The organism is Pseudoalteromonas sp. TAE79 (assembly GCF_000498015.1).
Classification (GTDB): Bacteria; Pseudomonadota; Gammaproteobacteria; order Enterobacterales; family Alteromonadaceae; genus Pseudoalteromonas.
Genome location: NZ_AUTL01000073.1, coordinates 40626 through 55898, shown reverse-complemented (window position 1 = coordinate 55898; position 15273 = coordinate 40626). Strand labels below are relative to the sequence as shown.

Genomic DNA, 15273 nt, shown 5'->3' with positions numbered 1-15273 from the left:
TATATTTAGGCTGCTAGTTTCCAAACCACAAACGCCACAGCAAAACCAACTAAGTACACTAAGCCTAGCCAGGTTAAACTGCGCAGTAATAGGCTGTGCTTAATAGCTGGCTCTGATCGCACAAGGCTAAAGTTAAGCCATGCAAAAACGGGGGTGGTTACAAAAGCAAGTGTCATTGCAAAGGTAAGCATAGGGCCAAGGGCTGATTTAAAAAATAAAATCACCGCCATACCAGCCAACGCTTGTAATATAAGCCACCTATTTAAACTGTGTTTTGATTGCTTAAAACCAAGTAATTTGTGTGATTCGTTAAGTGTGCGGGCGTAACCGTCAAGTACGGTAAGTGTGGTGCCAAACATACACAAAAACGCGATGGCTGATACCAAAGGCCTTGCCCACTCGCCTATTGTTGATGCGTACATATCAATCAGCTGTTTAGCAAACGCTACACCACCGAGCTCTATATTACTGTTTTGCCCATATTGCACTAACGCACCTAAACTAAAAAATACCAGCGCAAGCCCGGCGGTTAACCAATAACCTAGATTAAAATCGAATAAGCCTTGGTTTTTAGTCACATTTTGCTGAGCTTGTTTTTCTTTAAGCCACAACGAGCTCAGTGCCGATATTTCAATAGGCGCTGGCATCCAGCCCATTAAGGCAACCATAAAGCCTAACATGGCAAGTTCATATGGTGAGGGGCCAACGTAGTTTACAGGCGCTACTGGGCCGTTATTTATAGCAATAACCAATGCAGTGATGGTTGCTATAGTAAGTAGCCCCATAATTACTTTTGCTACGTTATCGAGCGCTTTAAAATGCCCCAGTAATAATATAATTAAACACACGGCCAATATTACCCAACACAATAAGGTAACAGGAATGCTAATAGGTAATGCGTAGTGTAATAAGCTCGCCGTAAGCAACAATACACCTGCGGTATTTACCACAGCGGCAATAATATTGAGGGCAATAAAGCTGTAAAAATAGCCAGGGCCTTGGTTTTTATACCCTTCTACTAAACTGTTTTTGGTGGCGAGTGTGTATTCCATACCAAAACGAAAAAACGGGTACTTTAAAACGTTAACCACCATAATAAGCCAAAATAGCTGCCAGCCAAATAATGCGCCTGCTTGAGTAGAGGCCACCAAGTGTGAGCCACCAATGGCAGCGGTTGCCATTAAAATACCTGGGCCGAGCGCCCCTAACCGAGACTTCCATGTGTTTTGTGTGTACTGCATTAACTTCTCAAATTTGGTGTGTTATGTGCTTTTATTATTAATTTTTATCATTAATAAACTGTGTGAATGCATAACTTACCTAAATTACAGGCAATAAAAAAGAGCCATACGGCTCTTTTTTACAATACTTTGGAACTAAATTTTATTTAAGATCCATCTCTTGGATGATCTCGTGTGCTATTTCAGGTGTAGTGCTAACAGGCTTTTCGTGTAAGTTTGCTTTTATCTGCCCTTTTCGATGTTTTAGTGCCGCATCGAGTTTTTTAGCTGCGCTTGCAATGGCTGGGTACATAACTTCGTTTTCCCCTTTTACCGATATGCGCGTGCCTTCGTAATTAGTGCTAATTTCAGCTTGGATTTTATGATGCTCTTTAGACAAAATAATATCGAGTGCAATAAGCGATGGAAAGTGGCTCTCGATTTTTGAAAATTTTTCGTTGATGTGCTCTCTAATAGAGTCAGTAACTTCAACATGGTGACCAGAAAGATTAATTTTCATAGGGTATCCTTTTATTTGTTACCTCATAAATAGTATTGGGGGCTATTTAGATTAACACAAGGAAAAAAGAGAGATATTTGAGGTTTATTTGCGGTTTTTGGTGATTTAAATCATGCGTTGTGCAAAGTTTATGCAAAGCCCATAGTACATGGGCTTTCAGACGTCTAGCTGTATTGATTAATCTGTGTACGAACAACAGTAGTCAGCAAAATCAGATACTTTTACTTTAAAGCTTACATTTGCATCAACATTAAACGATTCACCCGCGTTAAATGTTTTCCACTCACTTGCCCCTGGTAATAAAATATCCCATTGGCCAGCTAAAAGCTCCATGCACTCTTTTTGGTTTGTATCAAAAACAAACTCACCAGGTTGCATAAAGCCTAACGTTTTCGCTTCGCCATCACCTAAAATAACGGTACGGCTCGACACTTTTCCGTCAAAATATACATTGGCTTTTTTTACTACACTCACGTTATCGAACTTTGGCATTTTTAGCTCCTGCTATTAATTTAAGATTTTTATTTATAAATTTTATCGCACTACCTTGCCTGATAGCTTACTTTCTTGCAAGGAAAGCAGCATTGTTCAAGGTGAAGTTGCTTCATGTAAGGGCATAAAAAAACCCGCAGCATGTGCGGGTTTTTCAATTACTTACTTTATTTAATCAAAGCGATTAAAAAAGCTCGTTTGCTTTGCTTACAATGTTTGCCACTGTAAAACCAAAGTGCTCAAACAGCTCACCAGCAGGTGCTGACTCACCAAAGGTAGTCATACCTACTACTGCGCCATTTAGACCTACGTACTTGTACCAGTAGTCAGCAATACCTGCTTCTACTGCTACGCGGCGTGTAACAGATGCCGGTAATACGCTTTCTTTGTACTCTGCGCTTTGATCTTCAAAGGCATCAGTACATGGCATAGATACAACACGTACCTTTTTACCTTGGCTGCGTAGCTCAGTTGCTGAATCTTGTGCTAGTTGCACTTCAGAGCCCGTCGCAATTAAAATAATTTCAGGATTGCCGTCACAGCTAAGGATGTAACCACCCTTTTTAACATCGCTTAATTGCTGTGCGTCACGCGCTTGTTGCTCAAGACCTTGGCGAGTAAAGATTAACGATGTAGGACCGTCTTTACGCTCAATAGCTTGTTGCCATGCAATTGCCGACTCAACTTGGTCACATGGGCGCCAGTTGTATAAGTTAGGCGTTAAACGCATGCTTGCAATTTGCTCTACTGGTTGGTGAGTTGGACCATCTTCACCTAAACCGATTGAATCGTGCGTGTATACAAAAATGCTTGGTTGCTTCATTAATGCAGCCATACGTACGGCATTTTTTGCATATTCAACAAACATTAAGAACGTAGCACCGTAAGGAATAAAGCCTTTATGAAGGGCAATACCATTCATAATTGCCGACATACCAAACTCACGTACACCGTAGTAAATGTAGTTACCGCTTGCATCGTCGTGTGTTAAACCTTTAGAGCCATCCCAAATTGTTAAGTTTGAGCCTGCTAAATCGGCTGAGCCACCCATAAATTCTGGTAATAACGGACCAAATGCGTTTAATGCATTTTGTGATGCTTTACGAGACGCTGGGTTTGCTGGGTTTGCTTGTAATTGCTCAATGTACGCTTGAGATTTTTCAGCCCAATCGCCAGGCAGTTCGTTATTAATACGACGCTTATATTCAGCTGCAAGCTCTGGGTATGCTTTTGCGTATGCTGCAAATTTTTCGTCCCAGCTTGATTCAAGCTGCTGACCTTTTTCTTTGCTATCCCATTGTGCGTAAATATCATCAGGAATTTCGAACGCATCGCCAGTCCAACCTAAGAATTCGCGAGACGCTTTAATTTCGTCATCACCTAGTGGTGCACCGTGACAATCGTGGCTACCAGATTTATTAGGTGAGCCGTAACCAATAATTGTTTTACAACAAATTAGTGATGGTTTATCGGTAACACTTTTAGCTTCTGCAATTGCAGCACTTATAGCATCGCTGTCGTGACCATCAACACCACTAATTACATGCCAACCGTATGCTTTAAAGCGAGCTGGCGTGTCATCTGTAAACCAACCTTCTACTTCACCATCGATTGAAATGCCGTTGTCATCCCAAAATGCAACAAGTTTACCCAGACCTAATGTGCCTGCAAGTGAACCAGCTTCATGAGAAATACCTTCCATAAGGCAGCCATCGCCCATAAATGCATAGGTAAAGTGATCAACAATATCGTGACCTTCGCGGTTAAACTGTGCAGCTAGCGCTTTTTCAGCAATTGCCATACCTACGGCATTTGTGATCCCTTGACCTAATGGACCCGTAGTAGTTTCGATTCCTGGTGCATAGCCATATTCAGGGTGACCTGGTGTTTTAGAATGCATTTGACGGAAGTTTTTAATTTCGTCCAGTGGTAAGTCGTAACCACTTAGGTGCAATAGAGAATAGATAAGCATTGAACCGTGGCCGTTTGAAAGAATAAATCTGTCACGGTCAGCCCACTCTGGATTTGTTGGGTTGTGTTTTAGATAATCGCGCCATAATACTTCTGCGATATCAGCCATGCCCATAGGGGCTCCAGGGTGACCAGATTTGGCCTTTTGTACTGCGTCCATTGACAAGACGCGAATAGCATTTGCAAGTTCTTTGCGAGATGGCATGAATTCTCCTACCTTTATGTGTATTTGCGCGGGTATTTATGTGTTTGTTTATGCACCCAAGTAACTTGGGTTTGTTTATATAGACCATTCTTACTTATTGTGGGGGCTGTGTGCAATTAAAAACCCTATAAAAGTGAGGCATTATGAATATTTTTTAAGACCAAAAAGTTATTAGAAATTTTATTTAGACGTCTAGGCGTAAAAACACTATGCAAGGTGTTTTGTTTTCGATAAAATACGCCCCTTAATTTTTTAGCGCTAATACCGACGTTTGTGAAGCGCAATATTTGTGAGCAGAATTACAATGGCAAAACATTTATTTACTTCTGAATCAGTTTCTGAAGGTCATCCGGATAAAATCGCCGATCAAATCTCTGATGCGGTACTTGATGCTATCCTAGAGCAAGACTCTCATGCCCGTGTTGCATGCGAAACTTACGTAAAAACCGGTATGGTTATGGTTGGTGGTGAAATCACTACTAGCGCATGGGTTGATATCGAAGAAATTACACGTAAAACAATTCGTGACATTGGCTACACAAATTCAGACATGGGCTTTGATGCCGATTCATGTGCAATTTTAAACACTATTGGTAAACAGTCTCCTGACATTAACCAAGGTGTTGACCGTACTAGCCCAGAAGAACAAGGCGCTGGCGACCAAGGCTTAATGTTTGGTTACGCATGTAACGAAACAGAAGTACTAATGCCTGCTCCAATTACTTACTCACACCGTTTAGTACAGCGCCAAGCTGAGGTTCGTAAAAGCGGCGAGCTTAACTGGTTACGTCCAGATGCAAAATCTCAAGTTACTTTTGCATACGAAAATGGTAAGCCAGTAGGTATTGATGCAGTAGTACTATCTACTCAGCACAGCGAAGACATTTCACAAAAAGATTTAGTAGAAGCGGTGATGGAAACTATCATCAAGCCGGTACTTCCTGCAGAGCTTATTACAAGCGCGACTAAATTTTTCATTAACCCAACAGGTCGCTTTGTAATTGGCGGACCAATGGGCGATTGTGGTTTAACAGGTCGTAAAATCATCGTTGATACATACGGTGGTATGGCTCGTCACGGTGGTGGTGCTTTCTCTGGTAAAGATCCATCAAAAGTTGACCGCTCAGCTGCATACGCTGCACGTTACGTTGCTAAAAACGTAGTTGCGGCTGGCCTTGCTGATAAGTGTGAACTACAAGTTTCTTACGCAATCGGTGTTGCAGAGCCTACATCTATCAGCGTTGAAACGTTTGGTACAAGCAAGTTAGAAGAAAGCCGTTTAATCGAGCTTATTCGTGAACACTTTGACTTGCGCCCTTACGGCTTAATTCAAATGCTTGATTTAGAGCGCCCTATCTATCTTCCTACAGCGGCTTACGGCCACTTTGGTCGTGACGAATTCCCTTGGGAACGTACAGATAAAGCTGATGCACTTCGTGCAGCCGCTGGCCTTTGATTGGTTAAGTAAATATAAAAAAAGCGCCAATTGGCGCTTTTTTTTATATGTAAACTAATTGAGTAAAAGCAGCTTTAAAAGCTACTTTTAAATCTATTAATCCATTCCTTTAGTAAGTAACTGCCACGCTGTAGCCATATACTTATTATAAGCTTGCTCTGTTGCTACATCAACTGGTTCAAAAGGCTGCGGCTTAAGTGGTGCTAAGTTAATCCGATCCTCTGGTTCAACTTTTTGATACTCATATATTGACGAAAAATCACCACGCCAAAGCTGTTCTGGTTTACGCACAGTTTGAAAACCAAATACAGTACGATCTTTAGGTTGATTTAATAGCGACTGGCCCATGCTATAAAATGTCGTATTTTGCGGTGCTATTAAGTTTAATAATGTAGGTGCAATATCCATATGGCTCGCTAATTGCTCGCTCGATACCCAGTTTGGATTTACACCTTTACCATAAATAACAAGCGGTACATGTGTTAGTTCATATAGATCAGGGCGATGATGTAAATAACGGCGACTATAGTGATCACCTGTAATTACAAATAATGCATCTGGGTAGCGCTGCTCCATTTTACGAACAAATTGACCAAGCATTTTATCGGCATACCATAAATGCCCTAATACGTAAGGGTCTAATAAGTCATCATCTAAAGCTTGAATTTCCTTTGGATAGTCAGCAACTGATTTTAAAGGATACCCATACTTATCTAAATCTAAGTTAAATGGCCCGTGGTAACTCCCACTCATGATTAAGTTAAAACTTTTTTCATCTGTTTCAGTATCGACTAAATCAAATAACTGACCATCATCAATTCCCCACACACCAGCACTTCCTTTACCTCCAGTGTCTGCGGCCGAAAATACTTTATCAGCTCCTTGTGAAAGCACATATTCGCCTATATTTTGCCATGACAGCAAGCCGCCATAATAAAATCGACTTTGATAACCTAGTTGCTCAAGTTGATTAAATATTGATAACTTACTCGCTGGTTTTTGTGGTCCAATACGGCTCATGTTAACGCCCGAAAACGCTATACCAGACATAAGGCTAGATAGCGAATTCATAGTACTGCTTGCTGCAGGTAATACATTATTTAAATATATACCTTTACTAGCTAAATTACGTAGTTCATTAGTTAAATTGAGCGATGTATATTTTTGCTGTAACGGCCAAGCATCATAACTTTCCATAACAATAAAAAACACTTGTGAAGGTGCCGCTAACATTGGCGCACTGGTTTTTTTCTCAAGCGTCGCTAAAGGGTTATCTATGTCAGGTGCATTTTTTTGTAAGTAAGGATTGTGACCATTTAAACCAAAACTTTGTAAATCATTATAATCTTTAATGGCATATATAAAGCTTCGAAACGGATTTATTACAAGATTATTTACAAAAGCATCTGTCGTTACTGCTGACCATTTTCGAGAAGCAGGACGAGTTTCAAATGATCCTCTTATTGCACAAACAAATAAAACAATAATCAATGCAACTAAAATCGTACGCTTTAATATATTAGTCGTGAAAAGATGGTTGATAGCACTATAGCTTTTCCTATCAACTAGTTTATTTATTTTAAATGCTATCGCTAATAAAATAACTAAACTAAGTAGGCTACCCCACGGTTTATATTGCTCGATTACAGTTAATGCAATTGCCTGTTGATCGTCATTTAGCCCTTCGAACATAAAAAAGTTAAACTGGCTTCCATATTCAGCAATGTAAGTAATACTCGTTATACATAGTATTGTTGACGTAATGAAAAATATTCGACTTGTATATATACGTGCTTTTCTAACCCATTGTCCTAAACGCAGAGGCTGTAAAATACAGTTTAAAATAAAAACAATACTAAAACAGACTCCCGTCGCGGCAGAATCAAATGCTAGACCCGCTTTTAATGTCGCGATTATTGAATCAATATCTAGTTCGGAAGTTATACGATCACTAAAGTGAATTAAAAAGAAAATCCGAAAGCCCATAAAAAGTAGTACACCAGCAAACCAAAGAGTGGCGATACGTCCGCTTTCTTTTACAAATTCTAGCCAGCGACTAGATGGAAGTGTGTGTGTGTTTAGCAAAATCCTGTACCTAATATATTATACCCCTAGGAAAACAATTTTACTTGTTTAAGCTATTTCAACAAGGAAATAGCTGTAATTACTTATAATTAAAGAATAAATTTTACATATAAAATATTCTATTCACATTTAATTGCAAGTAATGGAATATTCTATTGAAATACTAATCAACTTTTTTTGTAAGTCATCTTTTGGGAAATAGATACGTTTAACAATTTTATTTTACATAAGAGATACATTTATAAAGGGGTTCGGTTTATACTCGCTTCATTATAAAGCTTTAGGGATAGTTAAATGGCCGATAACTTTCGCGTTATATTTGCAGGACTTGGCGATAACGTTGACATAAAAACAGCGTGCGCAAACTTAGCTGCAAAATTAAAAACGTCAGATGAAAAAGTAGCTCTTTTTTTTAAAGGTAAGCCGCTGTTTGCGCCAAGCGATAAAGACAAAGCGTTAAAACAGACTAAGTTATTAGCAAGCCTAGGTATTAAAAGTAAGCTGCAAGCTGTTTCAAATGCGATTCAAAATAGCTCCCCCGCAGCTGCAAATAACAACCAACGTGATGAACGTATTTTTGATGCACTTGATTACATCACTAGCAGCTTAATACGCCTTGAAGAAAAGCTAGATGAGCTAGAGCAACGCCTTCCTGAAGCTCAATTAAATACACCAGACGAAAGTGTAGACGAATGGCAAAATGACGACCTAATGCTAGATGAGGATTTAGCGACTCCTAAAAAACGCAGTAACTTACTTTTATATTCATTGATTGCAACTGCCACCATTTTGCTAGTCGTACTGGCTGTTTTTTTAATTTTTCCCGATTTATTCTCTTTTTAAAAATGGCTAATTAGTTTAATGAGCAATAAACGCGCACAAATAAGAGCTGAAATTCGTAACACCCGTAAAAACTTGTCAAATAATCAGCAAATGATTGCTGCGCAATCGCTAAAAATGAATTTTATTCAACACTTAAAAAGCGAAAACACAACGAATTCAAAGCATATTGCCATTTATTTAAGTAACGACGGAGAACTAGACACTTCATTGTTAATTAAAGAATTATGGAACTTAAACCACGTTGTTTATCTACCTATAATACACCCATTCAATGGCGCTAATTTACTATTTCAGCGCTATGAGAAAAACTCACCCATGAGGGCAAATCGCTATGGTATCTTGGAGCCTAAGCTGAACTGCTCTCAAATATGCCCATTACCAGCGCTTGATTATCTCCTTATGCCGTTAGTTGCATTTGATAAACAAGGTAATCGCCTAGGAATGGGAGGTGGGTTTTACGACCGGACATTGGCGCGTTTACATGAACAAAATTGGCAAAAACCGCAACTAATTGGCCTTGCACATGAATGCCAAAAAGTTGATGCTCTACCAATTGAGTCGTGGGACGTACCACTTAAAACCATTATCACCCCAGATAAAACATACTGTTGGTAACATTTAATTTTGGTTACTAGCCGCATATTTCTGACATACATGAGCACAAAGCAATGACACAAGACGAATTAAAAAAAGCAGCTGCCTGGGCAGCACTCGAGTTTGTAAAAGAAAACACCATTGTAGGTGTCGGTACAGGCTCTACTGTTAATCACTTTATTGATGCCCTTGGCTCAGTAAAGGACACTATTGTAGGCGCTGTATCAAGCTCAGAAGCGTCAACTGCACGTTTGGAAGCGTTAGGTATTGAAGTGTTTGAACTTAATAACGTTGATGCTTTAGATGTATACGTTGACGGCGCTGACGAAATAAACGCTCAAAACGAAATGATTAAAGGCGGCGGCGCAGCGCTAACACGTGAAAAAATAGTAGCAGCAGTTGCAAAACAGTTTGTGTGTATTGTTGATGACACAAAGCTGGTAGATACATTGGGCGACTTCCCGCTTCCGGTAGAAGTTATTCCAATGGCGCGCAGCTACGTTGCACGAGAATTATTAAAACTTGGTGGTGACCCTGTTTATCGCCAAGGCGTAGTTACCGATAATGGTAACGTTATATTAGATGTATTTAACTTAAAAATTACCAATGCCAAACAACTTGAAACACAAATAAATTCAATTGTTGGCGTAGTTACCAACGGCCTATTTGCGATGCGAGGTGCTGATAAAGTGATTATCGGTACCAAAAATGGGCCACAAATTAAATAGGATGAGGTTATGAGTAAGGTATCGTTAGCAAAAGACAAAATTAAAATTCTCTTGCTTGAAGGTGTTCACCAAAGCGCTGTTGAAACGCTAAAACGTAACGGTTACAGCAATATCGACTACGTTAAAACATCCTTACCTGAGGACGAGCTTAAAGAGCGCATTAAAGATGTTCACTTTGTAGGACTTCGTTCTCGTACTCATATTAACCAAGCCGTATTAGACTCAGCTGAAAAGCTAGTTGCTATTGGTTGTTTTTGTATTGGTACAAACCAAGTTGATTTAGATGCAGCACGCGAACGTGGTATTGCTGTATTTAACGCTCCATTTTCTAATACTCGTTCAGTTGCTGAACTTGTACTTGGCGAAATTCTACTTTTATTACGTGGTATTCCAGAGCGTAATGCAGCGGCTCATCGTGGTGGCTGGTTAAAAACAGCAAATGGTTCGTTTGAAGCACGTGGTAAAACATTAGGTATTATTGGCTACGGTCACATTGGTACTCAGCTAGGTATTATGGCTGAAAATATCGGTATGAACGTGGAGTTTTACGATATCGAAGATAAGTTATCACTGGGTAATGCAACACAAGTTCATAATCTTACTCAGCTGTTACAACGCTCTGATATTATTAGCTTACATGTACCAGAAACACCGCAAACTAAAAACCTTATTGGTACAGCAGAACTTGCAGTTATGAAGCAGGGGTCTATTTTGATCAATGCATCACGCGGAACTGTTGTTGATATTGATGCCCTTGCAGAAGCGCTTACAGAGAAAAAACTAAGTGGTGCAGCAATTGATGTGTTCCCTACTGAGCCAAAATCTAACGATGAAGAATTTGTATCGCCACTGCGCCAATTCGACAATGTTATTTTAACGCCGCACATTGGTGGTTCTACACAAGAAGCGCAAGAAAACATTGGTATTGAAGTAGCGGGTAAATTGGCTAAATATTCAGATAATGGCTCAACTATTACTGCGGTTAACTTCCCTGAAGTATCGCTACCTGAGCTTGCTAATCGTAGCCGTTTATTACACGTACACCACAACCGCCCAGGTGTACTAACGCAAATTAACCAAGCGTTTGCACAGCACGGTATTAATATTGCTGCGCAATACCTACAAACAGACGCATCTATTGGTTATGTAGTTATTGATGTAGATACAGATCAATCTGAGGTAGCACTTAAAGAACTAAGCGCTGTTGAGGGTACAATTAGAGCACGTATTTTACATTAATAAATACTTTTTATATTAAAAAGGGTCCTTATGGACCCTTTTTTGTATTTAGATTACATATATTTTCTTAAATATTTTTTGAATACCGGATCTGTTGCAGCCAACTCTTTTTGCTCAGCTAATATCTCTTTTAAAATAGCACCTGAGGTAAGCGGGTTTGCAAGTACCACTCTAAATACAACTGTAGGTTGATTATCGTATTTAGAAGGCGTTAAACGAGTACGTGATACAAATGAGCGACCAGACTCTCGCTGACGTTTTTGCATACTGGCAGTAAAACGATTCAATGAAGCAAAAATATCTAACCGAGTTGCAGCATCTGCATCGGTTATTGCTTGTTTAATTTGCTTAGGTACATAACGATACGTTAATAAGCACAATTCAGGTTCTGAAATAAGCTCAAAGTCTTCATCAGCTTTAATTAAATCAGCAAAGTAATGTGCTTTTTTGATGCTTCGATCAATCAGCATTTCGTAACCTTTACGACCAATAACACGTAAGCAAGCATGTACTAACATTGCCATACCAGGTCGGCTGCCTTCAAGTGTGTGGCTACCTAAGTCTTTTGAACCTTTACGTAATATGTACTCAGCATGATGTTCTATTGCATCTGTGGCAGCGGGATCTTTAAATAAAACTAAGCCCGCTCCCATTGGTACATACATTTGTTTATGTGCATCGATGGTAATTGAATCTGCTCGCTCAATCCCTTTTAGTAAAGGGCGATGCGTGTTCGATAAAAGGGTCGCTCCTCCCCATGCAGCATCTACATGAAAATGACAGTTAATGTCTTGTGCTAAGTCGGCCATTTCATCAAGTGGGTCAATATTACCGGTTTCGGTTGTACCCGCTACCCCAATAATCGCCATTACTTTAATGCCTTGCGATTCAAGCTCACGTGCTTTTTCGCGCATAGCTCCTACATCAACTTTATTATTTTCGCAGGTTTTAATACCAATTAAGTTATCGCGACCAATACCGAGTAAATCAACTGATTTACCTAATGAGTAATGTCCGCGTTCTGATATTAATACTGCTAAACCTTTATAGCCGTAATGCAGCATACCGGCAATTAGGCCTTGTGCGCCAATACCTCTAAAATCACCATCGGGTTTTAATAAGCGGTTTCGCGCAATCCAAAGCGCAGTAATATTAGCAACCGTTCCACCTGAGCAAAATGCACCTAATGAGGTTTTAGCACTGTGCATCCATTTAGAATAAAACGAATCTTCTTGCCCATAAGCTAAATGATGCATCATTCCAAGCACTTGACGCTCAAGAGGCGTAAACGCTTTAGACGTTTCTATTTTTACTAGATTTTGATTTAGCCCTACCATCAATTTTGACAGCGGTAATAAAAAATGCGGCAATGCAGAGGTCATGTGACCAATAAAGCTAGGCGCAGCTGTATGCACAGAATGCGCAACAAGTTGCTCCATTATGTCTTGGGCATAAGCAGATACAAACGTTGGATCCTCTGGGATCACTGCCGACTGAAAATCTTTTTCAATTTCATGTAATGGTTTTTCAATTGCCGCTATATTTTCGTTTAGAAAACCTGCTAAATTACTCGAAATTTCAAGCTCGATTTTGCTTAAAGTTGAGTCTGGCGCTTCAGGTACAGTAAATATACGCTTAAGGCTTTCTTTAGAGGCGACGGCACAACGCTTTTGATCCATCTTAATACCTAGTGTGTGTGTAGCTAAAACACGCGCTTACCCATCAAAAACGCCTATTTTTTTAGGACATTTAGAGCAATCGTGTTTCTTTAAAAATTGCGCTAACTTTACTGCAATATAACTAAAATGTCTCGTTTAAACCTATAAAAGCAATCAAAGCGATGACAAAAAAATGATAATTTAATTAAAACTCTACCAAACCTAATTATTTATTGGGCATTTACTTATTTTGGGTATAATAAATTTGATAACAAAAAAGGGACACATATGCCAGAAGGAAGAGTCAAAGTTAGTTGGATAGTGGCAGGCTTTAGCTTGTTTTTAATAAGCTTGCTTACCTACGTTTACTACACTTACCAAACTACGCGTGCTGAAATAATGCAGTCGGTTGATAATCGCTTACTCAATGCCGCCACCAGCGTTAAACATATCTTAGGTGAAAATTACCTAAGTGCGGTTAATCAAGGCGACAACATAAGTTTTTCTTACTATCAAAATAAGAGTAAACAGCTCTCTGAGTTCGCTCAAGCACTTGATATTGCTTATGTGTATTCAATGATTTTAAAAGACGGAAAGGTTCTTTTTAGCTCATCAAGCTACACGCAAGACGATCAGAATAATGGCAAAGTAACTCAATTTTTAGATCTCTACCCTGAAGCTACCGATGCCAATATAAGTGCTTTTTATTCAACAGAACCTATATTTGAAATATCGAGCGATCAGTGGGGCCACTTTAAAACTATTTTTATTCCTTACGTTGACCCTATTAACGGCAATACCTATTTAACGGGTGCCGATATAACTATTTACAATTTAAACGAACAACTTAAAGAAAGTGTGTCGAAAGCTGCTGCAATGGCTAGCTTCTTCTTTTTTATCGCGATACTTGTTGCCGCTATATATATTTATTTACTAAAGCGCTCTTTAGCAACTGACTCTAGTACTGGTTTTTCAAATCATATTGCTCTTGAGTACTTTATTAAAAAAAGTAATGCACATCACATGCAGTTAGCCGTTATTTGGGTTAATGAAATAGAAGATATAAACAGTTTCTACGGCACTGAAGTGGGTGATAAAGTAATGAAAAACTTACTTATTCACTTTAAGCTCAGAAGCTCTGCGCATTGCCATATATACAGGCTAGCAACCAATAAAATAGTATTACTCGCGCCAAAAGAAATGAGTAATGACGAATTTACCGAGCTCGTAAAAACATATAACTTTAATACCCCAGTGTTAACTGATCCTTTTATTTATATAACCCTATGTGCAGGTATTGCCAGTGGTAATAAATCGCTACTACTTGAAAACGCTCATATAGCAGCGCTGCAAGCTAAACAAGGCAGGCATAATGTAGTTAACTACTCAAAAGCGCTACACGATGTAAAAACGCAATATCAATACAATGTAGAAATGGCTAAAGAGGTGCGTGAAGCGTTTGATAACAACCGTATAGTGCCTTACTTTCAACCCATTATTGATACTAATACCAATAAAGTTGTTCAATACGAATGTTTAGCTCGAATGGTAACAGCCCAAGGTGAAGTATTAAAACCTGATGCATTTTTAAATGTTGTTACTCGCTCAAGAATGGACGGCATACTGACCCGTACTATATTTTCACAATGTGTTAGTCGCTTTAGAAAAACAGATATTTGCTGGAGTTTAAATATAACTGCACAAGATATGCTCGACCCTAATTTAAGTGAGTTTATTGCGGACGAACTTAAGCGTTATCCGCATCCTGGTAATATCACACTAGAGCTTTTAGAAACCCAAGCTATTGCTAACTTTTCTGAAGTAAAAGCATTTATTGGAATGGTTAAAACGAAAGGCGTTAAGGTTATTATTGATGACTTTGGTAGTGGTTATTCAAATATATCAAACGTACTTAAGCTTGAAGTAGATGGTATTAAGCTCGATGGCGCACTAATAAAGCAAATAGTGAATGACAAAGACATCTACTTGTTTATTGAACATATAGCCAGTTTTGCTAATCAACTTGGTTTACAATTAATGGCAGAATCCGTAGAAAATGCAACCATAGTAACCGCACTTAAAAAGGCGAATGTGACACTAATGCAAGGCAACTATTTTGCCCACCCAGTGCCACATGTTAATACGGTTACAGAGGAATTAGCACTTTAACTTACTTTAACCAGGGCGTGTTGATCTTTGTGGATTGAAATTTGTTCAATCTAGGGGCGATTAAATCGCGGCGAGAGGTTTGTAACCTAGTGG

12 protein-coding genes are annotated in these 15273 nt (G+C 39.2%); 6 read left to right on the top strand and 6 right to left on the bottom strand.

Going from position 1 to position 15273, the window contains the following annotated elements; translation table 11 throughout:
* Nucleotides 1-5: 5 nt before the first annotated feature.
* The 4 genes from L655_RS0103145 to tkt all read right to left on the bottom strand — a co-directional run bounded on the left by L655_RS0103145 (nt 6) and on the right by tkt (nt 4408).
* Entirely contained in the window at nt 6-1241 is a 1236-nt protein-coding gene (locus L655_RS0103145) for a divalent metal cation transporter (protein ID WP_024604069.1), read from the bottom strand.
* Nucleotides 1242-1383: 142 nt separating this feature from the next.
* Nucleotides 1384-1740: a ribosome-associated translation inhibitor RaiA gene (gene raiA, locus L655_RS0103140; protein ID WP_007376058.1), complete on the bottom strand. Its 357-nt coding sequence runs from the start codon at nt 1738-1740 to the stop codon at nt 1384-1386.
* Between the two features lie 177 nt (nt 1741-1917).
* A complete protein-coding gene (locus L655_RS0103135; RefSeq protein WP_002958974.1) occupies nt 1918-2232 on the bottom strand; it encodes a pyrimidine/purine nucleoside phosphorylase in 315 nt (104 codons plus the stop codon).
* 184 nt (nt 2233-2416) lie between these two features.
* Nucleotides 2417-4408 carry a transketolase gene (gene tkt, locus L655_RS0103130; protein WP_024604068.1) on the bottom strand — a complete coding sequence of 664 codons (1992 nt, stop codon included), beginning with the start codon at nt 4406-4408 and terminating at the stop codon, nt 2417-2419.
* 304 nt (nt 4409-4712) lie between these two features.
* Between tkt and metK the strand changes: the two genes are divergently transcribed.
* Nucleotides 4713-5864: a methionine adenosyltransferase gene (gene metK / locus L655_RS0103125; protein ID WP_024604067.1), complete on the top strand. Its 1152-nt coding sequence runs from the start codon at nt 4713-4715 to the stop codon at nt 5862-5864.
* A 96-nt stretch (nt 5865-5960) separates the two neighbouring features.
* On the opposite strand, the gene L655_RS0103120 is transcribed toward metK, so the two are convergent.
* Nucleotides 5961-7949: an alkaline phosphatase family protein gene (locus L655_RS0103120; RefSeq protein ID WP_024604066.1), complete on the bottom strand. Its 1989-nt coding sequence runs from the start codon at nt 7947-7949 to the stop codon at nt 5961-5963.
* A gap of 294 nt (nt 7950-8243) precedes the next feature.
* Between L655_RS0103120 and L655_RS0103115 the strand changes: the two genes are divergently transcribed.
* The 4 genes from L655_RS0103115 to serA are packed head-to-tail and all read left to right on the top strand — an operon-like array spanning nt 8244 to nt 11353.
* A complete protein-coding gene (locus L655_RS0103115) occupies nt 8244-8792 on the top strand; it encodes a hypothetical protein (protein ID WP_024604065.1) in 549 nt (182 codons plus the stop codon).
* 18 nt (nt 8793-8810) lie between these two features.
* Nucleotides 8811-9407, top strand: a complete 597-nt coding sequence (locus L655_RS0103110; protein WP_024604064.1) for a 5-formyltetrahydrofolate cyclo-ligase — start codon at nt 8811-8813, stop codon at nt 9405-9407.
* Nucleotides 9408-9460: 53 nt separating this feature from the next.
* The gene (rpiA, locus tag L655_RS0103105; RefSeq protein WP_002958979.1) at nt 9461-10114 is read left to right on the top strand and encodes a ribose-5-phosphate isomerase RpiA; all 654 of its coding nucleotides are present in this window, start codon (nt 9461-9463) and stop codon (nt 10112-10114) included.
* A gap of 9 nt (nt 10115-10123) precedes the next feature.
* Nucleotides 10124-11353: a phosphoglycerate dehydrogenase gene (serA, locus tag L655_RS0103100; protein WP_024595232.1), complete on the top strand. Its 1230-nt coding sequence runs from the start codon at nt 10124-10126 to the stop codon at nt 11351-11353.
* A gap of 53 nt (nt 11354-11406) precedes the next feature.
* Here serA and panP read toward each other — a convergent pair whose 3' ends face one another.
* Nucleotides 11407-13032, bottom strand: a complete 1626-nt coding sequence (gene panP, locus L655_RS0103095) for a pyridoxal-dependent aspartate 1-decarboxylase PanP (RefSeq protein ID WP_024604063.1) — start codon at nt 13030-13032, stop codon at nt 11407-11409.
* 267 nt (nt 13033-13299) lie between these two features.
* On the opposite strand from panP, the gene L655_RS0103090 reads away from it, so the two are divergent.
* Nucleotides 13300-15180, top strand: coding sequence for a GGDEF domain-containing protein (locus L655_RS0103090; RefSeq protein WP_024604062.1), 1881 nt, complete (start codon nt 13300-13302; stop codon nt 15178-15180).
* Nucleotides 15181-15273 lie beyond the last annotated feature (93 nt).